The organism is Nocardioides sp. DN36 (assembly GCF_055380375.1).
Map to the genome: position 1 here is coordinate 1454046 of NZ_AP043823.1, position 22589 is coordinate 1476634.

General features: G+C 72.4%; 23 protein-coding genes. 8 read left to right on the forward strand and 15 right to left on the reverse strand.

All coding sequences use genetic code 11. From position 1 onward, the window contains the following. Position 1: 1 nt before the first annotated feature. The 5 genes from ACZ43H_RS07925 to ACZ43H_RS07945 form a co-directional block, all read right to left on the reverse strand. Positions 2 to 694: a type 1 glutamine amidotransferase domain-containing protein gene (locus ACZ43H_RS07925; RefSeq protein WP_464589163.1), complete on the reverse strand. Its 693-nt coding sequence runs from the start codon at positions 692 to 694 to the stop codon at positions 2 to 4. Positions 695 to 794: 100 nt separating this feature from the next. Beyond that, positions 795 to 1139 carry a sll1863 family stress response protein gene (locus ACZ43H_RS07930; protein WP_464589165.1) on the reverse strand — a complete coding sequence of 115 codons (345 nt, stop codon included), beginning with the start codon at positions 1137 to 1139 and terminating at the stop codon, positions 795 to 797. A gap of 69 nt (positions 1140 to 1208) precedes the next feature. Continuing rightward, the gene (locus ACZ43H_RS07935; protein WP_464589167.1) at positions 1209 to 1424 is read right to left on the reverse strand and encodes a hypothetical protein; all 216 of its coding nucleotides are present in this window, start codon (positions 1422 to 1424) and stop codon (positions 1209 to 1211) included. 127 nt (positions 1425 to 1551) lie between these two features. Then, positions 1552 to 2487, reverse strand: coding sequence for a universal stress protein (locus ACZ43H_RS07940; RefSeq protein WP_464589168.1), 936 nt, complete (start codon positions 2485 to 2487; stop codon positions 1552 to 1554). 112 nt (positions 2488 to 2599) lie between these two features. After that, positions 2600 to 4027, reverse strand: a complete 1428-nt coding sequence (locus ACZ43H_RS07945) for a glycosyltransferase (protein WP_464589170.1) — start codon at positions 4025 to 4027, stop codon at positions 2600 to 2602. A gap of 132 nt (positions 4028 to 4159) precedes the next feature. Between ACZ43H_RS07945 and ACZ43H_RS07950 the strand changes: the two genes are divergently transcribed. Continuing rightward, a complete protein-coding gene (locus ACZ43H_RS07950; RefSeq protein ID WP_464589171.1) occupies positions 4160 to 5581 on the forward strand; it encodes a DUF2252 domain-containing protein in 1422 nt (473 codons plus the stop codon). Between the two features lie 8 nt (positions 5582 to 5589). Here the strand turns inward: ACZ43H_RS07950 and ACZ43H_RS07955 are convergent, their stop codons facing one another. Continuing rightward, the gene (locus ACZ43H_RS07955) at positions 5590 to 6057 is read right to left on the reverse strand and encodes a MarR family winged helix-turn-helix transcriptional regulator (RefSeq protein WP_464589173.1); all 468 of its coding nucleotides are present in this window, start codon (positions 6055 to 6057) and stop codon (positions 5590 to 5592) included. Positions 6058 to 6080: 23 nt separating this feature from the next. Between ACZ43H_RS07955 and ACZ43H_RS07960 the strand changes: the two genes are divergently transcribed. Both ACZ43H_RS07960 and ACZ43H_RS07965 read left to right on the forward strand, forming a co-directional pair. Continuing rightward, entirely contained in the window at positions 6081 to 8189 is a 2109-nt protein-coding gene (locus ACZ43H_RS07960; RefSeq protein WP_464589175.1) for an MMPL family transporter, read from the forward strand. Between the two features lie 5 nt (positions 8190 to 8194). After that, a complete protein-coding gene (locus ACZ43H_RS07965; protein ID WP_464589176.1) occupies positions 8195 to 8980 on the forward strand; it encodes a hypothetical protein in 786 nt (261 codons plus the stop codon). 15 nt (positions 8981 to 8995) lie between these two features. On the opposite strand, the gene ACZ43H_RS07970 is transcribed toward ACZ43H_RS07965, so the two are convergent. From ACZ43H_RS07970 to ACZ43H_RS07985, 4 genes are all read right to left on the reverse strand, one after another. Then, positions 8996 to 9514, reverse strand: a complete 519-nt coding sequence (locus ACZ43H_RS07970; protein WP_464589178.1) for a DsrE/DsrF/DrsH-like family protein — start codon at positions 9512 to 9514, stop codon at positions 8996 to 8998. Between the two features lie 67 nt (positions 9515 to 9581). Further along, on the reverse strand, positions 9582 to 9896 hold the full coding sequence (locus ACZ43H_RS07975) for a TusE/DsrC/DsvC family sulfur relay protein (protein WP_464589180.1): 315 nt from the start codon (positions 9894 to 9896) through the stop codon (positions 9582 to 9584). A 1-nt stretch (position 9897) separates the two neighbouring features. Then, a complete protein-coding gene (gene sqr, locus ACZ43H_RS07980) occupies positions 9898 to 11142 on the reverse strand; it encodes a type III sulfide quinone reductase, selenoprotein subtype (RefSeq protein ID WP_464589181.1) in 1245 nt (414 codons plus the stop codon). A gap of 79 nt (positions 11143 to 11221) precedes the next feature. Then, positions 11222 to 12235, reverse strand: coding sequence for an alkaline phosphatase family protein (locus ACZ43H_RS07985; protein ID WP_464589183.1), 1014 nt, complete (start codon positions 12233 to 12235; stop codon positions 11222 to 11224). Positions 12236 to 12257: 22 nt separating this feature from the next. Here ACZ43H_RS07985 and ACZ43H_RS07990 point away from each other — a divergent pair, with 22 nt between their 5' ends. Further along, entirely contained in the window at positions 12258 to 12851 is a 594-nt protein-coding gene (locus ACZ43H_RS07990; protein ID WP_464589185.1) for a LysR family substrate-binding domain-containing protein, read from the forward strand. A 6-nt stretch (positions 12852 to 12857) separates the two neighbouring features. Here the strand turns inward: ACZ43H_RS07990 and ACZ43H_RS07995 are convergent, their stop codons facing one another. After that, positions 12858 to 13709: an FHA domain-containing protein gene (locus ACZ43H_RS07995; protein WP_464589187.1), complete on the reverse strand. Its 852-nt coding sequence runs from the start codon at positions 13707 to 13709 to the stop codon at positions 12858 to 12860. Between the two features lie 3 nt (positions 13710 to 13712). Beyond that, entirely contained in the window at positions 13713 to 13961 is a 249-nt protein-coding gene (locus tag ACZ43H_RS08000; RefSeq protein WP_464589189.1) for a hypothetical protein, read from the reverse strand. Between the two features lie 60 nt (positions 13962 to 14021). Between ACZ43H_RS08000 and ACZ43H_RS08005 the strand changes: the two genes are divergently transcribed. Both ACZ43H_RS08005 and ACZ43H_RS08010 read left to right on the forward strand, forming a co-directional pair. Next, positions 14022 to 14903 (forward strand): DICT sensory domain-containing protein, encoded by an 882-nt coding sequence (locus ACZ43H_RS08005; protein WP_464589191.1) that lies wholly within the window; start codon positions 14022 to 14024, stop codon positions 14901 to 14903. Positions 14904 to 15121: 218 nt separating this feature from the next. After that, positions 15122 to 16837 (forward strand): BCCT family transporter, encoded by a 1716-nt coding sequence (locus ACZ43H_RS08010; protein WP_464589192.1) that lies wholly within the window; start codon positions 15122 to 15124, stop codon positions 16835 to 16837. A 37-nt stretch (positions 16838 to 16874) separates the two neighbouring features. On the opposite strand, the gene ACZ43H_RS08015 is transcribed toward ACZ43H_RS08010, so the two are convergent. Continuing rightward, positions 16875 to 18254 carry a GuaB1 family IMP dehydrogenase-related protein gene (locus ACZ43H_RS08015; protein ID WP_464590767.1) on the reverse strand — a complete coding sequence of 460 codons (1380 nt, stop codon included), beginning with the start codon at positions 18252 to 18254 and terminating at the stop codon, positions 16875 to 16877. An 82-nt stretch (positions 18255 to 18336) separates the two neighbouring features. After that, complete coding sequence (locus tag ACZ43H_RS08020) at positions 18337 to 18726, reverse strand: ankyrin repeat domain-containing protein (protein ID WP_464589194.1); 390 nt, start codon at positions 18724 to 18726, stop codon at positions 18337 to 18339. A gap of 24 nt (positions 18727 to 18750) precedes the next feature. Between ACZ43H_RS08020 and galK the strand changes: the two genes are divergently transcribed. Both galK and ACZ43H_RS08030 read left to right on the forward strand, forming a co-directional pair. Then, positions 18751 to 19929, forward strand: coding sequence for a galactokinase (galK, locus tag ACZ43H_RS08025; RefSeq protein ID WP_464589196.1), 1179 nt, complete (start codon positions 18751 to 18753; stop codon positions 19927 to 19929). Positions 19930 to 20047: 118 nt separating this feature from the next. Next, the gene (locus ACZ43H_RS08030) at positions 20048 to 21304 is read left to right on the forward strand and encodes a sensor domain-containing phosphodiesterase (RefSeq protein WP_464589198.1); all 1257 of its coding nucleotides are present in this window, start codon (positions 20048 to 20050) and stop codon (positions 21302 to 21304) included. Here ACZ43H_RS08030 and ACZ43H_RS08035 read toward each other — a convergent pair. Beyond that, positions 21270 to 22580, reverse strand: coding sequence for a DUF2252 domain-containing protein (locus ACZ43H_RS08035; protein WP_464589200.1), 1311 nt, complete (start codon positions 22578 to 22580; stop codon positions 21270 to 21272). The genes ACZ43H_RS08030 and ACZ43H_RS08035 overlap by 35 nt on opposite strands. Positions 22581 to 22589 lie beyond the last annotated feature (9 nt).

Here is a 22589-nt window from a genome sequence, read left to right on the forward strand (position 1 = left end):
CTCAGAGCGCCTTGAGCATCTCCTCGGCCAGCGGAGCCGACGACGCGGGGTTCTGCCCGGTGTAGAGGTTGCGGTCGACCTCGATGTGAGGAGCCCAGGGCTCGCCCTCCTCGAAGTCGGTGCCGAGCTCCACCAGGCGGTCCTGGAGCAGCCACTTCGCCTTGTCGGCGAGACCGGCCTGGGTCTCCTCGGCGTTGGTGAAGCCGGTGAGCCGGTAGCCGGCGAACGGCGAGCCGCCGGCGTCGGAGCCGGTGGCGAGCAGCGCGGCGGGCGCGTGGCACACGATCCCGAGCGGCTTGCCGGACGCCAGCGTGGCGCCCAGCAGCGCACCGGACGTCGGGTCGACCGCCAGGTCCTCCATGGGGCCGTGGCCGCCGGGGTAGAACACGGCCGCGTAGTCGTCGAGGTCGACGTCCCCGAGCGCGAGCGGCTCCCGGAGCTGGTCGATCTTCTCCAGCTCGGTGCGGATGGCGTCGGCGTTCTCCTGGCCACCGTTCGCGTCCGCAGCGAGGCTGCCCTGGTCGACGACGGGGACCACGCCACCGGGGGTGGCCACGACGACCTCGTGACCGGCCTGCGTGAACGCGCGGTACGGCGCGACGAGCTCCTCCGCCCAGAAGCCGGTGGGGTGCTGGGACCCGTCGGCGAGGGTCCAGTGCTGCGCTCCGGTGACGACGAACAGGATCTTGCTCACGGCGTTCTCCTCCAGGGTCGGGTTGCCTACCCCGGGTCAGCCCCGGAGTGCCGCGAATCATTCCCCGCACGTCTCCCGTGGGACGCGCGTCACCCGGTCCTCAGGAGGCGAGCCGGTTCCGGCTGTCGAGCAGCGCCTGGCGCAGGTCCCTGACCGCCTTCTCGAGGCCCTCGCGCAGGGTGCCGCCGATGCTCGTGGCCGTCGAGGTGGCCCCCTCGAGCTGGTTGCGCACCTCCGCCCAGCGGCTGCGCACCTGCTGCATCAGGGACTCCACCCTGTCGTTGGCCTCCATGGAGGCCAGGTGCAGCTGGACCTCGAGGTCCTCCACCCTGGCCTGCCACTGGTCGAGCTGTGCCTGGGCGAGCTGGTGGTGGAGCTCGCTCTGCCTGGTCCGCAGCTCCTCGATCTGGCCCTCGAGTCGTGCGATGCGCTCTTCACTGGTCATGTCCCCCACCGTTCCAGCAGTGCTGACGATCGGGAGGGGCCGTCGGTCCCCCCGGGAGGGGCCGTTCGCTCACCGTGCGCCGCGGTGCGGCTCCCGACGGCCGAGGACGCGCTCCCGCTCGGGGTGGCTGCTCACGTGGTGGTCGAGGAAGTGCTCGACCTCGATCCGGTCCACACGTCCCCGGGCGAGTGCGGTCGCGGCGACTCTGGCGTTCTCGCGCGCGGCGTCCTGGCCGGCGAGGCGCTCTGCGGCTGCGGTCGCCCAGCGGACGAGTCGGGGCTCCATCGGTTCCTCCCACACGATGACCATGCGCGCCCGGTCGGGAGCACCCGGTCCACTCAACCCGGCGGGGGGCACCGTCAAAAGGGACCAAGGTCCCGAAGAGCCACCCGCTCGGCCGACCGCGGGGTGGTCAGGTCTGGGGAGACAGCTCGTCCTCGGTCAGGGCGAGGTCGGCGGCGATCTCCGGCCGCGCCGGGTGCATGGGGGTGATCTCCACGGGGCACCGCGACTCCCGGATCAGGGCCCGCGTCGTGGACCCGAGCGGGAGGCCCACCGGCATGCCGTGCCCCCGGCGACCGAGCACCAGCAGGTCGGCGCCCTCGGTGGCTCCCAGCAGGGCCGCGGCGGGGTCCTGGTGGCGCACGTCGTGGTCGACGTCGACGTCCGGGTAGGCGGCTCGGAGCTGGGAGGTCGCCTCCCGCAGCCGCTCGCCGAGCGAGGCTGTCCACTCGTCGGCCTCGCGCGCGCTGACGATGGCCTCGTCGTACGGCCGCTGCAGCTTCCAGGTGTGCAGCACGCGCAGCCGGGCGCCCCGGGTGCTGGCGGCCACGAACGCGTGGGAGAGGACCTCGTGCGCGTGCCGAGGGTCCTCGACGCCGACGACCACCTGGCCCCGGTCGCCCGCCTGCCACACCATCGGGATGCAGACGACCGGGCAGTGGGCCCAGGTGGCCACGCCCGTGGTGGTGGAGGCGGTGAAGACCCTGCCGAGCAGGGTGCGGTCGCGGTGGCCGAGGACCACCATCCGCGCGTTCTCGCTCTCCTTCACGAGCACGTGCACCCGACGTCCGGTGCGGGTGACCTTCTCGAGCGGGATCATGCCGTCCCAGGCGGACCGCGCGGCGGTCTCGGCCTCCCGCATGATCTTGCGTGCCACCTCGTCGTAGATCTCGAAGCCGGCCAGCGGCACGATGGAGGCGGTCGCGGCGAGCTCGGGCAGCACGTGGACGAGACGTACGCCGCATCCCGCGCGCCTGGCCTCGCCCATGGCGAACTGGACGGCGTGCAACCCCTGCTGCGTCCCGTCCACACCCACGACGATCGGAGCCGTCAGCTCAACGTCCATCGAAAACCTTCCGCTCGGGTCCTGGCAGCCCCGCGATCACGACACGTCGAGCCTCGTCGCGGCCCGACATGGGGCACAGGGTCCCCGGTCACGCCGGCCCGGGTCTTCTGTCTCACTGCTGACCCAGCAGGTCCTCGAAGACCTGCACCCACTGCACCAGGTGGCGGTCCCCGAGGAAGTAGTCGCGCACCCGCTCGTGCGCGGCAGCGCCCAGGCGGGCAGCCCGCTGAGGGTCCTCGAGCAGGCCGGCGACCGCCGAGGCGAGGGCCTCGAGGTCCGCCGGGTTGCCCAGCAGCAGGCCGCTCACGCCGTCCTCGACCTGGTCGGCGATGCCGCCCACCGCCGAGGCGACGACGGCCCGCGACTTCCACATCGGCTCGGTCACCGTGAGGCCGAACCCCTCGGCCAGGCTCTTCTGCACCACCACGGCGGCGTGCCGCTGGAGGGCGTTGACCAGGTGGGCGTTCTCGTCGACGTCGTCCATGGGCAGGCAGGCCAGGTGCACGCGGGCGCGGGCGGCGGCCGACAGCTGGTCACGCATCGACCGGCAGGTGGCGAGGACCGAGGCCCCCTCCGGGTCGTCGGCCACACCGCGGACCTCGGGACCGGCGAGCACCAGGTGTGCGTCGGTCGGCAGCCGGTCGAGGTGCCGGGTGAAACCGGTGAGCACGCCCTGCATGTCCTTGAGCCGGTCCCAACGGCTCACCTGCAGCACGATCCGGGCGTTCCGTGGCACAGGGTCGTCCCCCAGGAGCAGGTCGTGGTGCTCGCGCACGCTGCCCGCGACGCCCTCGCGCCGCCCGAAGACGAGACTGCCGGCGTCGGCGGGCAGGTCGACCAGCCCGGCCTGGCGCAGGGCAGCAGCGACCTCGACGGGCTCCATGGCCGCGTTCTTGGTGCTGAACGGGTCGATGGACGGGGCGATCACGTGCACGCGGGTCGGGTCCAGCCACGACGGGACGTACTGCGGGCGGGTGTAGACGAACGCGTCCGCGCTCTCGATCATCGGGCGCAGGAAGGACCAGCCGCTCTCGGTCTCGCGGGTGACCAGGCCCGAACCGATGTGGCAGCGCCAGGCCACCCGGGCGCCCGCCTCCCGCAGCGGGGCGACGAGGCCGGCGGTCTGGGGGTCGTGGAGGAGCACGACGTCGCCCGGACGCACCAGGGTCAGTGCCACGGCCGCGTTCGCCCGGCTCACCTCCAGGAAGTGGGCGAGCTGCTGAGGGCCGAGGACGCCACCGTCGCCGGGCGAGCCGTGCAGCAGGTTGTGCAACCGCTTGGTGATCTGGAAGAAGTCGGGGTCGCCGGCCAGGACCAGCCACCGGGTGTCGACGCCGGCCCCGCGACCGTAGGCGAGCAGCACCTGGAGCATCTCGGCGACGCCGCCGCCCCGGGCGGTGGAGTTGAAGTTCCACACGGTGCGCCCCGCCAGCAGGCCACGCGCGCGCTCGGCGGTCTTCTCCAGCAGCCGGACTCGGTCCGGGGGCAGCAGCGCCTCGAGGCGCTGCAGCGGAGCGGCGTCGATCCGGACCTCCTGCACGACCCGAGCCTCCCCCGCGCCCCGTCCGTCCGCGAGGTTCGAAGGTCACCGCGTGCCGGGACCATGGGGGCCTGCGCGACTCACCCGGCGCGGGGGATGACACCCCGCGACCGGCGGGCGAGGGTCGTGGCCATGAGCGATCAGGCGGACCGTCACCTCACCGTGGACGAGCGCACGGCACAGGGGCGTGCGGCACGCGAGATCCACCCACCTGCCCGCCAGGCCGAGCTCACGCTCGCCGTGGACCGGCCCGCGGTGGCCGCGCTGCTGCAGGAGCAGGCCCAGACCCGGTTGCCCGAGCTGGTGCCGTTGCGGCACGCGCGGATGGCCGACACCCCGTTCACCTTCTTCCGGGGCTCGGCGCGCGCGATGGCGCTCGACCTCGCGGCCTCACCCACGAGCGGGCTGCGGGTGCAGCTGTGCGGGGACGCGCACCTGTCCAACTTCGGGCTGTTCGGCTCCCCCGAGCGTCGGCTGCTCCTCGACGTCAACGACTTCGACGAGACCCTGCCCGGTCCGTGGGAGTGGGACGTCAAGCGGCTCGCGGCAAGCCTGGCCGTGGCCGGCCGGGGCAACGACTTCAGCGCGTCGAAGCGGCGCAAGATCGTCGTGGCCGCCGTACGTCGGTACCGGGACGCGATGGAGCGGTTCGCGCACAGCCGGACCCTCGACATCTGGTACTCGCGACTGGAGGTCGAGGCGCTCCGCGACCTCATCTCCGACCAGATGAGCGGCAAGCAGCGCAAGAACCTCGACGCCGCCATGGCCAAGGCGCGCGCCAGCGACAGCCTCAAGGCCTTCTCCAAGCTCGCCGAGAACGTCGACGGCACGATGCGGATCCGCAGCGATCCCCCGGTGGTCGTCCCCGTGCGCGAGCTGCTGCCCGACCTGGACCGGGCCGACTTCGAGTCGTGGATGCGGGTCCTGCTGACGGAGTACGCCGCCAGCCTGCCCCGGGAGCGTCGGCGCCTGCTGGACCGTTTCGAGTCGGTCGACCTGGCCCGCAAGGTGGTCGGGGTCGGCAGCGTCGGCACCCGGTGCTGGATCGTCCTGCTCCGGGGCCGGGACGACCGCGACCCGCTCTTCCTGCAGGTCAAGGAGGCACAGCCCTCCGTGCTCGCCGACGTGGTGCCGGCCGACATGGTCGAGCCGGACGCCCCGGACAACCAGGGCGAGCGGGTGGTCACCGGGCAGCGGCTGATGCAGGCCTCCAGCGACATCTTCCTGGGGTGGCAGCGGGTGCGCGGCATCGACGGGCAGCAGCGCGACTTCTACGTCCGGCAGCTGCGCGACATGAAGGGCTCCGCGGTCGTGGAGCAGATGCCGCCGTCCGGCATGCGGATGTACGGCGAGGTGTGCGGCTGGACCCTGGCCCGCGCCCACGCCCGGTCGGGCGACCCGGTCGCGATCTCGGCGTACCTCGGCGACGACGACACCGTGCCGGAGGCGATGGCGGAGTTCGCGGAGGCCTACGCCGACCTGACCGAGCGGGACCACGCGGCGATGGTCGAGGCGCTCCGGACGGGGACGCTGGAGGCACTGCAACCCGCCTGAGGAACACCTCAGGGGCGCGCCTCCAGCGAGGCGCGGGCGACATCGTCGAGGAACCGCGTCACGAGCCGCAGCTCGTCGTCGGTGTAGTTCGCCATCACGGCCTCGGTCGCGGCACCGAGCCGGCCGAAGATGTCGCGGCCCGCCCGGCGTGCGGAGTCGGTGATCTCGATGACCACCGAGCGACGGTCCTCGGGGTGCGGGATCCTCCGGACGTGGCCGACGCGCTCGAGCCGGTCGAGCATCGCCGACGTCGCGGACGTGCTCAGGTTGATGGCCCGGCCGATCTCACGCGGGGTGACCGGCTCCCCTCGGGCCGTCCTGTCCATGACGACGGCGAGGGCGGAGAGGTCCGTGCGGTGCATCTCGTGGGCGTGCCGCATCGACTCGACGTAGGTGTCGACCGCGCCCGAGTAGGTCCGCAGGGCCCGCACGACCGCAGCGGCGACGGCTGGGTCGGGCCCGGGCTTGCTGTTCACAGCCGTATCCTACTATTCCTGTCATGGGAATACTCGAGGACAGGAACAACTCGCGGGGCAGCGTCGACACGCTCCCGCCCCGGGACGCCCTCCACCGTCGTGGCCCGCTCGACCGGCTGGTCGGGGTCGCCGGACGCTGGTTGGTGATCCTGACCGCCGTGGTGGCGGCCGGACTGCTGATCGGGATGGGCCCGGAACCCGTCAAGGCGGACGGCCCGACCGCAGGTCTCCCGGACGGCGTCGACTCCACCGAGGTGGCCCGGCTGCAGGAGCAGCTGCCCTCCAGCGGCGTGGCGCCGGCGATCGTGGTCTTCGACCGGGGCGGTGAGGAGCTCGGCCGCGACGACCTGGCCGCGATCCGCCAGCTCTCGCCCCGGCTGCAGGAGGTGGGCGCCGAGCCCGACCAGGACCTGGTCGTGGCACCCTCGCCCGACCGGACCGCGGCGATCGCCCTCGTCCCGCTCTCGACCTCGCTGTCCGACGCCGACCTGCGGGCTGCGGTGGAGGACCTGCGCGGCATCGTCGGCACCGGGCTCCCGGACGGGCTGCGCGCCCAGGTGACGGGCGGGCCGGCCTACCAGGTCGACCTCGCCGCGGTCTTCGACGGCGCCAACACGACCCTCCTGGCGGTGACCGCCGGGGTGGTGGCGCTGCTCCTCCTCATCACCTACCGCAGCCCGTGGCTCTGGCTCGTCCCGCTCGCGGTCATCGGCACCGCGGACCAGGTGGCGACCCGGCTCGTCGGCATCGGCACCGACACGCTCGGCTTCACCGTCGACGACTCGACGATCGGCATCACCTCGGTGCTCGTCTTCGGCGCCGGCACCAACTACGCCCTCCTCCTGATCGCCCGCTACCGCGAGGAGCTGCACCGCCTCGAGGACCGGACCCACGCGATGGCACTGGCGCTGCGCCAGGCAGGCGGAGCCGTGCTCGCCAGCTCCACCACGGTCGTGCTCGCCCTGCTCAGCCTCTCCTTCGCCGACGACCCCGGCCTCCGGAGCCTGGGGTACGCCGGTGCGATCGGCATCGTCACCGCGGTCGTCTTCGCGCTGGTCGTGCTCCCGGCGGCGATGGTGGTGTTCCCCCGCGGCCTCTTCTGGCCGTTCGTGCCCCGCGTGGGCGACGAGGCCGGCGACGCCTCGGCCGGCGTGTGGGGACGGATCGGCTCCTTCGTGGTGCACCGGCCCTGGCCGGTCATGGTCGCCAGCGTCGCCGTGCTCGTGGCGTGTGCGGCCGGGGCCCTCGGCATCACCACCGGCCTGTCCCTCAACGAGCAGTTCCGGGCCACCCCCGAGGCGGTCACCGGGCAGGAGGTCCTGGCCCGCGCGTTCCCGGCGGGGTCCGGTGAGCCGACCGTCGTGCTGACCGGCCCGGACCGCGCCGACGAGGTGCTCGCGGCCGTCCGCGGCACCGACGGCGTCGCCGAGGCGCGCCTCGGCCCCGAGTCCGAGGACCTGGCCGAGATCGACGCCACCCTGGACGCCGCACCCGAGTCGGCCCGCAGCGCCGAGATCGTGTCGGCCCTGCGCGACACGCTCGGCGACACGGCGCTCGTCGGCGGCGCCGACGCCGAGGCGGTCGACGCCCGGGCCACCGCCGAGCACGACCGGGCGGTGATCATCCCGATCATCCTCGCCGTCGTTGTCGTCGTCCTGCTCCTGCTGCTGCGCTCGGTCGTCGCGGCGCTGCTCCTGGTCGCCACCGTGGTGGCGACCTACGCCGCGAGCATGGGGGCGAGCTGGCTCGCGATCGACCACCTCTTCGGCTTCCCGGCCCTCGACCTCGACGTGCCGCTGCTGGCCTTCCTGTTCCTGGTGGCGCTGGGGGTCGACTACAACATCTTCCTGGCCACGCGGGCGCGCGAGGAGGCTGCGCGCGAGGACACCCGGAGCGCGATCGCCAGCGCCCTGGCCGTCACCGGTGGGGTGATCACCAGCGCCGGCGTGCTGCTCGCGGCGGTCTTCACGGTGCTCGGGGTGCTGCCGCTGATCGTGCTCACCCAGCTCGGCGTGATCGTCGGCTTCGGCGTCCTCCTCGACACCCTGCTGGTGCGCAGCCTGCTGGTGCCGGCCCTCGTGGCCGTGCTCGGCGACCGGTTCTGGTGGCCCGGCCGGCCTCGCCTACGGTGAAGCTCGTGCAGCGTCCCGAGCTCCCCCTGACCCTCGACACGGCGATCGCCTGGGCCCGCGCCACCTCGCGTCGCCCCGGCGACCTGCGCCGCTTCCCGCACGCCGCGTTCGACGCCGACGAGACCTGCGGTGGCGTGGCGTTCACCGACGGCGAGCAGCTGCTGGTCGCGGCGTACGACGGCACCTGCGGCAGCTCGCTGCTGTCGGCTCTCGACCCCGGCCCCGAGCTGGACGCGTGGCTGGCGCGGGCCCGGCACCGGCACCGCGACGTCGAGTGGGACGAGCTCGGACCGTGGCAGCAGGCAGCCGTCGAGGCGGTGCGCCGCGGCGTTGCCGTGGCGTCGGTGGGAGACCCGCGACTGGCGAGCGACCGCGACCGCGACTACGCGGACTGGCTGTGGCTCCGGCTCCGTCGCTCCCCGCGGGACCCGCTGCGCACGCTGGCTGCGGACGACCACCTGATGGCGCCTCCACGACCGCCGGGCCGACACGGCGCCTACACCCACGCCTGCCCGCTGTGCGGCCTCCCGGCCGCCCACCTGGACCGGTACCCGCGGGCCGTCTGCGACGAGTGCGCGGGGCGGACGACCGACGCGCACGGCCGCCGGGTGCAGGGACGCAACACGTCGTTCTCGGGCGGGTTCGAGGCCTACCTGGTCGACGACGAGGGCACGGAGATCGGCCCGTGCGAGGAGGTGACGGCGTCCGGCCGCTGCTGGGTCGACGGGCGTGGGTGCTCGATCGGTGAGGCGCGCTTGGGCGGGGTCGTGGTCGAGGCGCTCGCCGACTGAGCGTCCCGCTCGGGCTCAGATGAACAGCAGCTGCGCGCCGGCCGTCTTCTCGATGAAGTCCGAGGCACTGATGATGTCCTCGACCTCCTCGTAGAGATCGTCGAGGCCGAGGTGCTGCATGTCGGCCGACATCCGGCACGCCCACAGGTGGCCGCCCGAGTCGACGATCTGCTGCAGGAACTCAGGCACGTCGGGCACGTCGAGGTCCGCGATGGCCTTCTTCATCTGGTGGGTCGCCATCGCCGTCATCCCGGGCAGGCCCCCGAGGCCCTGGGGCAGGTGTGTCGCGGTGTTCCCGAGCATCGTGAACTTCAGGTGGCCCATCGTCTTGCGGTTGATCATCTCGAAGCCCCAGAACGTGAAGAAGAGGTGGGTCTCCACACCCTCCCCCAGCGCCGCGTTCGCCAGGATCAGCCCGGGGTAGGCCATGTCCAGGTTCCCCTTGGAGCAGATGATGGCGAGCTTGCGCCCGGGCTCGGCCTCGCCGAACGACGGCACGATCGCGGCGGTGTCGGGGCTGTCGGTGGTGGTCATGTCGTTCTCCGGGTCAGGGGCATCGGCGGGATGGGCGGCGGGATCGACGGCAGCGGCGTGGCGAGGGTCAGACGCACCCGCGGGGCTTGGGCAGCCCGGCGACGTACGCCAGCTTCTTGGCCGGCTTCTGCGGGAAGAGGGCGAACATCGTCTTGGTGGGGATGCCGCCCACGACGTTGAGGCGCCGCAGGGTGGCCGTCTCGCCCTGGTCGGCGAAGTCCTGGCGGACGAACCGGATCGCCTTCCAGTGCTCGTCGGTGAGCTCGAGTCCGATCCGCGCGGCCAGCGCCCGGGCCAGCTCGTCGGTCCACTCCATGGGCTCGGTCAGGAACCCCTCGGCGTCGACCTGGATGTGGTGACCCTCGATGGTCGTGGTGGGCATCTCAGGCCTCCTGGGACGGGACGTGCTTGCCGGACATGGACATGTGGGCGGGCAGTGGGACGGGTCGCCCGGGCAGCAGCACGTTCCAGTAGACGTGCCGGAACGCCAGCTTCCCGAGGTGGTTGGCGCGGGTCTCCTTGAGGAGGCTCAGCGGTCCGACGTACGGCAGCGGGTAACGGCCGGGCAGCGGCTCGGTGTCGTAGTTGAAGTCGATGAGGAGCGCCTTGTCGTCCCCGGTCTCGACGAAGCAGTTGGCGTGCCCGTCGAAGGACCCCGTCATCGGCAGCCCGGCGGCGTGCTGCAGGAAGTTTCCGACGAAGACCTCAACCGAGAAGTGCACCACCGACCCGGCCTTCGACGCCGGGATGTCGTTGGCGTCGCCGATGGCGAAGATGTTGGTGTGCGCCCGCGACAGGAGGGTGTGCGGGTCGACCGGGACGTAGTTGAGCTCGTCCCCGAGCCCCGACCTGCCCACGAAGTCGGCGCCCATGTTCAGCGGCACCGTGACGAGGAGGTCGAACGGAACCTCACGCTCGTCGTAGGACACCAGGGCGCTGTGCTCCTCGTCGATCCGCTCGACCAGGAAGTCGGCCTCCACGGCGATCTTGCGGTCCTCCAGCAGGCCACCGAGGTACGCCGAGGCGACGGGCCGGGTGAACGCCCCGTCGAGGGGCGTGACGTAGACCAGCTCGACCCGGTCGCGGATGCCGCGCCGGCGCAGCCAGGCCTCGGCGAGGAACGCGAACTCGAGGGGCGCCACCGGGCACTTGATGGGCATCTCGGTGACGTGGACGACGAGCCGCCCGTGGTCGAACCCTGCGAGGGCCTCGGCCAGCGCCTCGGCACCCTCGAGCGTGTAGAAGTCGAAGATGCTGCGGCGCCACAGCGGCCCGCTCATACCGGGGGTCTGGTCCGGTCGGGGGGTGGTGCCGGTGGCGACGACGAGCTGGTCGTAGTCGAGCCGGCGGCCGTCGGCGAGCAGCACCGCGTCGTCGTCGGGCAGCACCCGGTCGACCTCGCCCAGCACCAGCTCGACACCGTCCACCAGGGTGTGGTGCCTGCTGCGCACGACGTCGGAGCGGTCGTACCCGCCGAACGGGACGAACAGGTAGCCCGGCTGGTAGTGGTGCTCGTCGTCGCGGTCGACGACGGTCACCTTCCAGTCGGTCTCGGCCAGCCGTCGCCGGAGCTTGTTGGCCACCATGGTCCCGGCCGTGCCGGCACCCAGGACCAGGAGTCTCCTCATGGTCCTCAGTCCAGCGGACGGAGACGGGCCGGCGCAGTGGCCAACGGCCCGGGCCGCGGGGCCACTCGGCCCCGCGGGATCAGGACTTCGGCATCGGCAGGCCGAAGGCGTTCGCCATCGAGGTCGCCTTCTTCGCCTTCCGCAACGGCTTGGCGCCGATCACCTGGTCGTAGAGGCGGGTCAGGGAGTAGTGCGTGAGCGGCTTGCGGACGACGTGGCCGCGCTGCGAGGGGTGCACCACCACCGTGAGCACCCGGTTGCCGCTGTGCCGGTCGTCCTCGTCGGCGGTGACGACCACGGCGAGGTGTCCCGAGGCCCAGTCCGGGCCGTCCATCACCGTGCGGATGGTCGACCTCATCCAGTCGTCGGCGACGCTCAGGGAGCAGTCGTGGGCGTCGTGGCACAGGTCGGGCGCCACGAAGCCGGCGTTGGGGAGCGCCCCGTCCTTCACGTCCCCTGCGAGCGCGGTGAACGGGACGTCGTGCTTGTTGCAGGAGCCCCGCTCGTCGGTGAAGTAGGTCCACGGGTTGTGGCGGACGGCGTACCTGCCGGGGCCGTTGTTGGTCAGCGAGCACGGTGAGGGCATCCCCTCGGCATAGGCCTTCGCGGTCTTGCCACGGTTCAGGGCCTGGCCGAAGACCGAACGTCCGGACAGCTGGTGGGCAACGGGGTTGTTGTCGTCGCGCACGCCGAACGTGCTGCCGCCGGCGATGGCGAGGTAGTTGGGCAGCGAGGGGTGCGTGATGGCGTGGTAACGGGTGGCGTAGCCGTAGCGGTGCGCCAGCCGGAAGGTCCACGGCATCCCCGTCCTCATCTGGCGCAGGGAGTGGTTCTCGACCACCAGCACGAGCAGCTTGGTGACCCGCCTGGCCGGCGGTCGGGGGACCCGCGACGCGGCCGAGGAGGCGTGCGTCCCGGACTGCGTCCCCGGGGAAGCCGCGCCGGCAGACGGCGTCGCGGTCCCCCCGGCGAGACTCGCGGCCGGGTGCTGCGCGTCGCCGCCGCTCCCGCTCCCGCCCCCGTTGCTGCACCCCGAGACGAGCAGGGCCGCTGCGAGCAGGCCGCCGAGTGCCGCCCTCCTCCGTGTGCTCATCACCTCAGGCTAGCCTGCCGGGGTGTCCACGCCTCAGGTTCCGTTCAGGATCGGCTTCGTCACCGGCGCGACCCCCGACAAGTGGGCGGGGACCTGGCGCCGGCGGCACCCGGACCAGCCGCTGGAGCTGGTCCCGGTCGAGCAGGACGACCAGGAGCGCGGCCTGCGCGACGGCAGCCTCGACATGTGCCTGGTCAGGCTGCCCGTCGACCGCGACGGCCTGCACTGCATCCCGTTGTACGACGAGCTGCCGGTGGTCGTGGTCGTCAAGGACCACGTGGCCACGGTGGTCGAGGAGGTCGACCTCGCCGACCTCGACGACGAGCAGCTGGTGCTCCCCCACGAGTCGGGCTGGACGCCGTCGGCGGCGCAGCTCGACTGGCCCCCCATGTCGGTCCGCGACGCGGTCGAGGTGGTGGCGGCCGGCACCGGCGTGCTGATCCTGCCCATGTCGGTGGCCCGCCTGCACCACCGCAAGGACACGGCGTACCGCCCGGTGCGCGACCTGCCGCCCACCAAGGTCGGGCTGGCGTGGCTCGTCGACAACGAGGACCCCCGCGTGCAGACCTTCATCGGCATCGTGCGGGGCCGGACCGAGCGCAGTTCGCGAGGCTGACCCGAGCTACTGGAGCGCGTCCCGCGGTGGCTGCGGCCGCTGGTGGCCGAGCTCGCCGCCGATCCGGCCGCCGTAGGGCCGGCCGTGGTCGGCGTACTCCTCCCGGTAGTAGGCCAGCAGCCAGGGCCCGACCTGGACCCGGGTGCCGGTGCGCAGCACCTGCCGCCGGACCCGGGCGCCGTTGACGCGCGTGTCGGGTTCGTGGCTGACGAGCACGAACTCGTCGTCCTCGTCGTGCACCACCTCGGCGTGCAGGGCCGTCAGTCGCGGCAGGGTGACGTCGCACCCGGCCTCGCTGCCGATGGTCGTCACGCCGTCGGAGAGCCAGAAGACCGCCTGCCGCTCCCCCGGCCACACCTCCGACCCCGGCACCATCACCAGCCGCGCCCCGCCACCCCGGGCGGGGTCGTGGGTGGTGGTGATCCTCCGGCGCGGGCGGCGCAGGAACGTCGGGGCCGGCGGCCACAGGGTGGTCGGTGGCGCGAGCGAGCGGTCCGGCAGCACCGGCGCGGTGTCCCGGCTGCGCGACCGCGCGGAGGTCCAGGCCCCGCGCAGGCTGCCGAGCCGGATGTGCCGGGAGCCGGTGGCCCGCCGCTGCCACCACGGTGCACGGACCGCGCCGAAGGTCACCAGGTGGTTGCCCCGGTGCATGACCCGCACGGCCATGCCGCGGCGGGCGAGCGCCGTGGCGAGGGCGCGGATCGCCGGCGCGTCCTGGCCGCCGGCGAAGGCTCCGGGGTCGTCGACCTCGAGGTCGAAGCGGTTGCCGGCGCCCCGCAGGGTCCCGTGCACCGGGTCGCTCCCGGGCACGGTCACCTCGAAGTCGAGGTCGGCGCGGACCTGCACGGTGACGGCCACCGGTCAGGCCTGGCCGGTGGCGTTGTCGCTGGTGGTGACCTGGAGGGTTCCGTTGAGCTTCCAGGTGGCGCGGGGGGCGTTGGACCCGGTGTCGCGCGGGACCTCGACGCTCATGTCGACGAACGTGTAGTTGATGGCGGCCTCCCGGCCGGTGAGGAACGACCACATCTTGCGACCGAGGTCGGTCCAGTCGACGACCTCCGGGCTGCTGCCGTCGACGGACTGGGTGGTGACCGAGCTGTTGATGGACATCGCCATCGCCTCCGAAGTTAGACATATACCTGAACGGATTGTTGAGGTATGTTCCTCAGCATGACCACAGCACCGACGCCCGCGCAAGGGGTCGACGACGATTCGGCCCTCACGATCGGGGATCTGTCCCGCCGCACCGGCGTCAGCCCGGCGACCCTGCGGATGTGGGAGTCCCGCCACGGGTTCCCGGTCCCGGCCCGGCTCGAGAGCGGCCACCGTCGCTACGACGAGGGGCACGTGGCGGCGGTCGACCACGTCGTACGCCGTCGCGACGCCGGCGTCCGCCTGGACGTGGCCATCGCCGAGGCGATGGCGGCGGCCGAGCCCGCGACCCCCTCGGTGTTCGCGGAGCTTCGCCGCCGGCACCCCCAGCTCGCCGCCCAGCGGCTGCGCAAGTCGACGCTGCTCGCGCTGTCGTGGGCCATCGAGGACGAGTTCTGCGCCCGGGCCGAGCGTGCTCACCTGTTCGGCGGCTTCCAGCGCGATCGCTACTTCCGGTCCGCCCGCGAGCGTTGGACCGAGCTGTCGCGGGTGGCCGCCTCCACCATGGTGTTCGCCGACTTCCCCGAGGGCTCGGACCCGCCGGCTCTCCCCCGGCTGGAGACGGTCGCGCTGGCGGCGGACGAGCCGATGCGCCGGGAGTGGTTCGTGGTCTGCGAGTCCCGCGACCTGCCGGTCGCGCTGACCGCCTGGGAGCTGCCGGGGCAGGGCGACGTCCCGGACCGCGAGCGTGTCTTCGAGTCCCTGTGGACCGTCGAGGCGGGCGCGGTCCGCGATGCGGCCAGGGTGTGCGCTCGGGTGGCCCAGGAGCACGGCGTGGCCGCGGCGTCGCCGCTGTTGTACGAGCTCGCCGACGAGCCCGCGGCGGGCTTCGCGGACCTGACGACGGTCAGCACCATGTTCAACCGGGTGATCGCCTACGTGGACCGGTTCGGCTCCTGAGCGCCGGCGTGCGCGAGATCACCCCGCGTCCGGAAACTCTGGGCTGACCAGCGGTTTCACCGGGCGCGGGTCCGGGAAAGTGTCGTTCTCAGATTGCGCTCAGGCTCGGGCCTTGGCACGGTCGAACATTCCCCGTACCTGATCGAGCGAAGGAGGCGGCGTCTCCACCGGCGCCGACACACGTGACGACTCAGCAGGATCACTCCACCCAGCCACCCGTGCCCCGGGTGAGCTCCGAGGACACGGCGCCGCCCGGCGAGACCGAGCTCCACCCGGCCCTCGACGTCCATGTCGAGGAAGCGGGCCACCACCGAGCCGGCCTGGACAAGGTCGTCTTCGGCGTCTCCGCGGCCATCGCCGTGGCGTTCCTCGCCTGGGGCTTCGTCAGCACCGACTCACTGGCGACGGTCTCCGGCAAGTCCCTGACCTGGACGATGGCCAAGACCGGCTGGCTCTTCGTGCTCACCTCGAGCGCGTTCGTCGTGTTCGTCATCTGGCTGGCCATGAGCCGCTTCGGCAACATCACCCTCGGCCGCGACGACGAGGAGCCGGAGTTCAAGACCGTCTCCTGGGTCGCGATGATGTTCAGCGCCGGGATGGGCATCGGCCTGATGTTCTACGGCGTCAGCGAGCCGATCAGCCACTTCGCCACCCCGCCTCCGGGCACAGGTGCGGCCGGCAACCCCGAGGCCACCCAGAACGCCATGGCCACCACCCTCTTCCACTGGACGCTGCACCCCTGGGCGATCTACGCGGTCGTGGGTCTGGCGATCGCGTACGGCGTCTACCGCAAGGGGCGCCTGCAGCTGATCTCGGCGGCCTTCGAGCCCCTGCTCGGCAAGCGCGCCAACGGCCCCGCCGGCAAGGTCATCGACATGCTGGCGATCTTCGCCACGCTGTTCGGCTCCGCCGCCTCCCTCGGCCTGGGTGCCCTGCAGATCCGCAGCGGCCTGAAGATCGTCAGCGGCTGGGGCGGGACCGGCAACGGCATCCTGGTCGTCATCATCGCGGTGCTGACGGTCGCGTTCGTCCTGTCGGCCGTCTCCGGCGTCGCCAAGGGCATCCAGTGGCTGTCGAACATCAACATGGTGCTCGCCATCGCGCTGGCCCTCTTCGTGTTCGTCCTCGGGCCCACGGTCTTCATCCTCAACCTGGTGCCGACCTCGATCGGCAGCTACATCCAGGACCTCGCGATGATGTCCGCCCGCACGGGCGCCGAGGGCGGCAAGACCAACACCTGGCTGCAGAGCTGGACCGTCTTCTACTGGGCCTGGTGGATCTCCTGGACTCCCTTCGTCGGCATGTTCATCGCGCGCATCTCGCGCGGCCGCACGATCCGGCAGTTCGTCACCGGCGTGCTGCTGGTGCCCAGCCTGGTGAGCCTCGTGTGGTTCTGCATCTTCGGTGGCGCGGCCATCGACCTGCAGAAGACCGGCACCGACATCGCCGGCGCCGGCGGCGTGGAGTCGCAGCTGTTCAGCACGCTCGAGGCCTACCCGCTGGCCACGGTGGCGAGCATCGTCGTGATGGTGCTGGTGGCGATCTTCTTCGTCTCCGGCGCCGACGCCGCGTCCATCGTGATGGGCACCCTGTCCGAGCGCGGCACCATCGAGCCGAGCAAGCCGACGGTGATCTTCTGGGGCGTCGCCACCGGCGCCGTGGCCGCGGTGATGCTGCTCGTCGGAGGCTCCGATGCGTTGACCGGCCTGCAGACCATCACCATCGTGGCGGCGCTGCCGTTCGTCCTGGTGATGATCGGCCTGTCGGTCGCGCTGGTGAAGGACCTGCGCACCGACCCGCTGATGGTGCGCCAGAAGTACGCCGCGGAGGCCGTCGAGGCAGCCGTCGTCGCGGGTGTCACCGAGCACGGGGACGACTTCGTCCTCGCCGTGGAGCGTCACCCCGACGCGGAGTCGGAGGAGCCCGCCCGCTGAGGCGCTCCCCCACCGAGCACGACCCGAGGGCCGCTCGTCACCAGCTGGTGGCGAGCGGCCTTCCCTCGTGGAAGCCGGCCGCGGACTGGACGCCCACGACGGAACGCTCGTGGAACTGCTCGAGCGACGTCGCCCCGGCGTAGGTGCAGGCGGACCGGACGCCGGAGCAGATCTGGTCGATGAGGTCCTCCACGCCGGGCCGGGCGGGGTCGAGGTACATCCGCGAGGACGAGATGCCCTCCTCGTAGAGCCCCTTGCGGGCCCGGTCGAACGCCGACTCCGTCGAGGTGCGGTTCGCCACTGCGCGCGCCGAGGCCATCCCGAAGGACACCTTGTAGGCGCGTCCCTGGGAGTCGTGCAGCAGGTCGCCGGGCGACTCGTGCGTGCCGGCGAACCAGGAGCCGATCATCACCGAGGACGCACCGGCCGCCAGGGCGAGCGCGACGTCGCGCGGGTGCCGCACACCGCCGTCGGCCCAGACGTGGCGGCCCATCTCCCGCGCCGTCCGGGCGCACTCGAGCACGGCCGAGAACTGCGGCCGGCCGACCCCGGTCATCATCCGGGTCGTGCACATCGCACCCGGCCCGACACCGACCTTGACGATGTCCGCGCCGGCCTCGATGAGCGCGCGCGTGCCCTCCGCGGAGACGACGTTGCCGGCCGCGACCGGGACCTGCGGCGACAGCCCGCGCACCGCGGCCAGCGCCTCGAGCATCCGGTCCTGGTGGCCGTGCGCGGTGTCGACGACCAGGCAGTCCACGCCCGCCGCCAGCAGGTCGGCGGCCTTCTGGGCCACGTCGCCGTTGACGCCCACGGCGGCGGCGATCCGCAGCCCGCCCGACGCGTCGACGGCCGGCTCGTAGACGGTGGCGCGCAGCGCGCCGGTGGGCGTGAGGACGCCGAGCAGCAGACCGTCGTCGTCGACCGCGACCGCGATCGGCGCCTTGGCGGCGTGCAGGGCGTCGAAGGCGGCCCGCGGGTCGGTCGCCGGGGTGACGGTGACCAGGTGCGGGTTCATCACGTCCTGGACCTGGGCGAACCGGTCCACGTCGGCGCAGTCCTCCTCGGACACGACGCCCACCGGGCGCCCGTCCCGGACCACCACCGCGGCGCGGTGGGAGCGCTTCGGGATCAGCGAGAGCGCCTCCGCGACGGTCTGGTGCGGGGTCAGCTCGATCGGGGTGTCGAACAGGCGGTGCCGCGACTTGACGAAGCGCACCACCTCGGCGACGACCGGGATCGGGATGTCCTGCGGGATGACGGTGATGCCGCCTCGGCGGGCGACCGTCTCGGCCATCCGCTTGCCGGCGATGGCGGTCATGTTGGCCACGACCAGCGGGAGCGTGGCGCCGGTGCCGTCGGAGGTGGCGAGGTCGACGTCGTACCTGCTGCCGACCGCCGAGTGCCGGGGCACCATGAAGACGTCGTCGTAGGTCAGGTCGTGCTGGGGCGTGGTGTCGTGGAGGAACTGCACGACGGGAGAATCTACGCGAGGCGGCTCAGCGGGTCGGACCGAACATCTCCCTGCCGAAGACCTGCGCTGTCGACCGCGCGGTCGGCGACCCGGCGTCCGGGTCGGCTCCGTGCGCCAGCAACGTCGCCACCACGTCGTCCTCGCCCTTGAACACGGCCCCGGCGAGGGGCGACTGGCCGCGGTCGTTCAACCGGTCCACGTCTGCACCGAGGCCGGCCAGTGCGTCCACCGTCTCGGCGTGTCCGTGGTAGGCCGCGAGCATGAGCAGCGTGTTGCCCGAGGCATCGGTCAGGTCGACGGGCACCCCGGCCTCGACGTAGGCCACCAGCCGCTGCACGTGGCCCAGCCTGGCGAGGTCGCACAGCTGGTGGGCGAGCTCGACGTGCTCCGGTGAGATCCCCTCGCTCTCGGTCATGCCGCAGAGCCTAGGCTGGCCGCCATGTCCTTCGTGGAGCCCGGCACCCCGGACGACCTCGCCCGCGGCGTGCGCACCGGATTCGAGACCACCTTCGGCCACCAGCCCGCCGTCGTCGGCCGCGCCCCCGGCCGGGTCAACCTGATCGGCGAGCACACGGACTACAACGCAGGCCTCTGCCTGCCGCTCGCGCTCCCCCACGCCACCTACGCCGCGGTCGGCCCACGCGAGGACGGCCGGGTGCGGATCGCCAGCCGTCAGAACGACGAGCCCTGGGAGGGGCGGATCGACACCCTCGGGCCGGGGACGGTCACCGGATGGGCGTCGTACGTCGCCGGCGTCCTGTGGGCGCTGCGCGAGGAAGGGCACGACGTGCCGGGTGTCGACGTGTTCGTCGACGGCACCGTCCCCCTCGGCGCCGGGCTGTCCAGCTCGGCGGCGCTCGAGTGCTCGGTCGCGGTCGCCGTGGCGCACCTGCTCGGCGTCGAGACCACTCCCGGCGTGCGCCGCGACCTCGTCACCGCGTGCATGCGCGCGGAGAGTGAGGTGGCGGGTGCCCCGACCGGCGGGATGGACCAGACCGTCGCGATGCTCGCGGAGGCCGGGGCCGCGCTGCTCATCGACTTCGACGACCACACCTCCCACCCGGTCCCGCTGCCGCTCGAGGCCGAGGGCCTGGCCCTGTTGGTGACCGACACCCGTGTCTCGCACGCGCTGGTCGACGGTGGGTACGCCGCCCGCCGTGCCGACTGCGAGGAGGCGGCGCGTCAGCTGGGCGTGCCGTCGCTGCGACGGGCCGACCTGGCCGCGGTCGAGGCGCTCGACGACGAGCGGATCCGGCGCCGGGCCCGCCACATCGTGACCGAGATCGACCGGGTGACCGCGACCGTCGCGGCGATCGAGGCCGCCGACTGGACGGGGGTCGGCCGACAGTTCCTGGCGTCCCACGTGTCGATGCGCGACGACTTCGAGATCTCCTGCCCCGAGCTCGACACCGTCGTCCAGACCGCGGTCGAGGCCGGCGCAGTGGGAGCCCGGATGACCGGCGGCGGCTTCGGCGGGTCGGCGATCGCGCTGGTGCCCGTCGAGCGGCTCGAGGCCGTGATGCGGGCCGTCGACGCCGCGTTCGTGGCGGCAGGGTTCCGCGCGCCTGCCCACCTTCGGGCCGAGGCCGCGGGTGCTGCCGGAGTGGTCCCGGCCTGAGCGCCGCGGATCCTGCGATCGAGCGTTCTCCTGACTTGGCGCGGAGCGTCCGCTAGCGTCTCGACCGTGGCTCGGGACCACCCGGCCACTCACGGTTCCCACGGCTCGGGGGGTGGGCATGGAGCTCGCGACGCTGCCGAAGGACGACCTCCTGCCCGACGGTCGCCCGTCCTACTCGCGCAAGGTCATCCGGGAGAGCCTCGCGCTGCTGCGCTCGCACCTCGGCATGGAGGTGGCGTTCGTCGGCAGGTTCGCCGACGGGCGCCGCTGGTTCGAGTACGTCGACGCCGACCAGACGTTCTCCCCGATCGAGCCGGGCGACAGCGACCCGCTCGAGGAGACCTACTGCTCGATGGTCGTCGACGGGCGGATCCCCGAGCTGATCCGCGACACCGGCGCGCTGGACCTGCTGCGCCGGACCGAGGCCACCACGATCCTCCCGATCGGCTCCCACCTCTCCGTGGCTCTCGTCGGCGCGGACGACGTCCCCGTCGGGACGCTGTGCTGCTTCAGCCGCGAGCCCGACGCCGACCTGCGCGAGCGTGACCTCGAGGTGCTGCGCATGTTCGCCGAGCTCATCGGGAGCCACCTGCAGTTCCTCCTGGCCCACGACCAGCGCACCCGGGGCGTGCGGGAGCGGGTCGACGAGATCGTCGCAGCCGGGGGTCCGCGCATCGCGCTGCAACCGATCCGCAACATCCTGACCGGTGGGACGCGTGGCTTCGAGGCGCTCGCCCGGTTCCCCGCACACAGGGACTGGACCGCCGAACGCTGGTTCCACGAGGCCGACCTGGTCGGCCTCGGCCCGACGCTCGAGGGCTCCGCAGCGGGCGCGGCGCTCACGCTCCTGCCGTCGCTCGGTCCGCACCAGCTGCTGTCGGTGAACGTGTCGGCGAACGCGCTGCTCCGGTCGCCGGCCATCGCTGCCATGTTCGCCGGCGAGCACGGTCCGCGCCTGGTGCTCGAGCTCACCGAGCACGCGCGCGTCCAGGACTACGGGCACCTCGAGGCCGTGCTCGAGCCGCTGCGCCGGGCGGGCACCCTCCTCGCGGTGGACGACGCCGGCTCGGGGTACGCCGGACTGGAGCACATCGTGCGGCTGCGCCCCGACGTCCTCAAGCTCGACCGTGCCCTCATCCAGGACATCGCCCACCACCCCGGCCGACGGGCCCTGTGCCAGGCGATGGCCGGGTTCACCGCGCAGACCGGCGCCACCCTGGTGGCCGAGGGCGTCGAGACGGAGCAGGACCTGCAGGCACTGCGCGACCTCGGCGTCGTCTACGCGCAGGGCTACCTGCTCGGGCGTCCCGAGGTCTGCCCACCCCTCGACACGAGCCGGATCACGTTGCCGAGACCCCGATCCGACCGCCCCTGAACGCGTCCACGAACAGCGCGTGGTCCTCGCGGACCTGCGTGGCGTACTCCGTCCCGAAGTCGGTGACCCAGGTGGTGAACTCGCGGCGCCGTCCCTCGAGGCTCTGCGCGATCGCCTCCTCGACCTGGAAGTCGACCAGGTCCTGGGAGCTGTCCTCGTCCGAGGCGCAGTGGATCTTCGCGGTCGCCCGGCCCAGCAGGTCGACGACCGCCGCGATGTCGTCGGGCTCGGTGATGTCGGACCAGTCCAGGTCGACCTCGTAGGGCGAGACCTCGGAGACGACGTACCCCACGCCGTCGAGCTCGGTGTAGCCGAGCAGCGGGTCGGTGTGCACCTGAAGGGCCCGCTGGCTGACCACCGTCCGGTGTCCCTCGTGCTCGAAGTACTGCTCGACGGTGCTGGTGTCGACGAACCTGCTCACCGCCGGGATGTTCGCCTGCTTCATCGACAGCAGCACGTCGTTGTCGAGAGCCTGGCTGTAGCCCTCGACCAGCACGTTGTACGCCGGCAGCCCGGCGCTGCCGATGCCGAAACCCGACTTCCCGGCCACGTCGCGCAGCTCGTAGAACAGCTCGCGGTCGAACCTCTTGTCCTCCGGGATCGTCTCCAGGTACGCCTCGAAGGCCTTCACGACCTTTGACCGCTCCTTCTTGCCGAGTCGCCTCACCGAGCCGTCCTCGCGGAGCATGCGGGCCCCGTCGGTGAGCACCGTGGCCTCGTCGAGCAGGTCGGCGCGCCGCTGGTGCCGGGCCATGACCAGCGCCTCCCTGATCGGGCCGTGGGTGTTGTCGAGGTGGAGGGCGAAGTCGTTGTCGTCCTCGCTCTTGCGGTAGGCGTCGACCTGGGAGAGGTAGGACCGGACGTACTTGCCGATCAGCTGGCGGACGTCCTCCTCGGGCAGCGCCTTCTGCCAGCCGACGAGGGCCAGGGAGGCGGCGAACCGCTGCAGGTCCCAGGTGAACCGGCCGAGGTAGGCCTCGTCGAAGTCGTTGATGTCGAACACCAGCCGGCCGTCGGAGTTGAGGTAGGTGCCGAAGTTCTCGACGTGCAGGTCGCCGTGGATCCAGATCCGACCGCTCCGGTCGTCGGCGTACGGGTCCTCCTCCGGCGTGACGTCGGCGTAGAACAGGCAGGCACTGCCGCGGTAGAAGGCGTGCGGGTCGGCCGCCATCTTGCGGAACTTGCCCCGGAAGGCGACCGGGTCGGCCTCCATCAGCGGGGCGAAGGCGTCCTCGAGGACGGCGACGATCAGGTCGGAGCGGGAGGAGTCGGCCACGTCCGTCAC

What these genes read in the sequence shown, in the direction of transcription:
- ACZ43H_RS07975 (WP_464589180.1), bottom strand. Translation starts at nt 9,896, where the DNA reads ATGCCCACCACGACCATCGAGGGTCACCACATCCAGGTCGACGCCGAG.
- ACZ43H_RS07985 (WP_464589183.1), bottom strand. Translation starts at nt 12,235, where the DNA reads ATGAGCACACGGAGGAGGGCGGCACTCGGCGGCCTGCTCGCAGCGGCC.
- galK (WP_464589196.1), top strand. Translation starts at nt 18,751, where the DNA reads ATGTCCTTCGTGGAGCCCGGCACCCCGGACGACCTCGCCCGCGGCGTG.
- ACZ43H_RS07935 (WP_464589167.1), bottom strand. Translation starts at nt 1,424, where the DNA reads ATGGAGCCCCGACTCGTCCGCTGGGCGACCGCAGCCGCAGAGCGCCTC.
- ACZ43H_RS08000 (WP_464589189.1), bottom strand. Translation starts at nt 13,961, where the DNA reads ATGTCCATCAACAGCTCGGTCACCACCCAGTCCGTCGACGGCAGCAGC.
- ACZ43H_RS07970 (WP_464589178.1), bottom strand. Translation starts at nt 9,514, where the DNA reads ATGACCACCACCGACAGCCCCGACACCGCCGCGATCGTGCCGTCGTTC.
- ACZ43H_RS08030 (WP_464589198.1), top strand. Translation starts at nt 20,048, where the DNA reads ATGGAGCTCGCGACGCTGCCGAAGGACGACCTCCTGCCCGACGGTCGC.
- ACZ43H_RS07950 (WP_464589171.1), top strand. Translation starts at nt 4,160, where the DNA reads ATGAGCGATCAGGCGGACCGTCACCTCACCGTGGACGAGCGCACGGCA.
- ACZ43H_RS07960 (WP_464589175.1), top strand. Translation starts at nt 6,081, where the DNA reads ATGGGAATACTCGAGGACAGGAACAACTCGCGGGGCAGCGTCGACACG.
- ACZ43H_RS08005 (WP_464589191.1), top strand. Translation starts at nt 14,022, where the DNA reads ATGACCACAGCACCGACGCCCGCGCAAGGGGTCGACGACGATTCGGCC.
- ACZ43H_RS07930 (WP_464589165.1), bottom strand. Translation starts at nt 1,139, where the DNA reads ATGACCAGTGAAGAGCGCATCGCACGACTCGAGGGCCAGATCGAGGAG.
- ACZ43H_RS07940 (WP_464589168.1), bottom strand. Translation starts at nt 2,487, where the DNA reads ATGGACGTTGAGCTGACGGCTCCGATCGTCGTGGGTGTGGACGGGACG.
- ACZ43H_RS08015 (WP_464590767.1), bottom strand. Translation starts at nt 18,254, where the DNA reads ATGGTGCCCCGGCACTCGGCGGTCGGCAGCAGGTACGACGTCGACCTC.
- sqr (WP_464589181.1), bottom strand. Translation starts at nt 11,142, where the DNA reads ATGAGGAGACTCCTGGTCCTGGGTGCCGGCACGGCCGGGACCATGGTG.
- ACZ43H_RS08020 (WP_464589194.1), bottom strand. Translation starts at nt 18,726, where the DNA reads ATGACCGAGAGCGAGGGGATCTCACCGGAGCACGTCGAGCTCGCCCAC.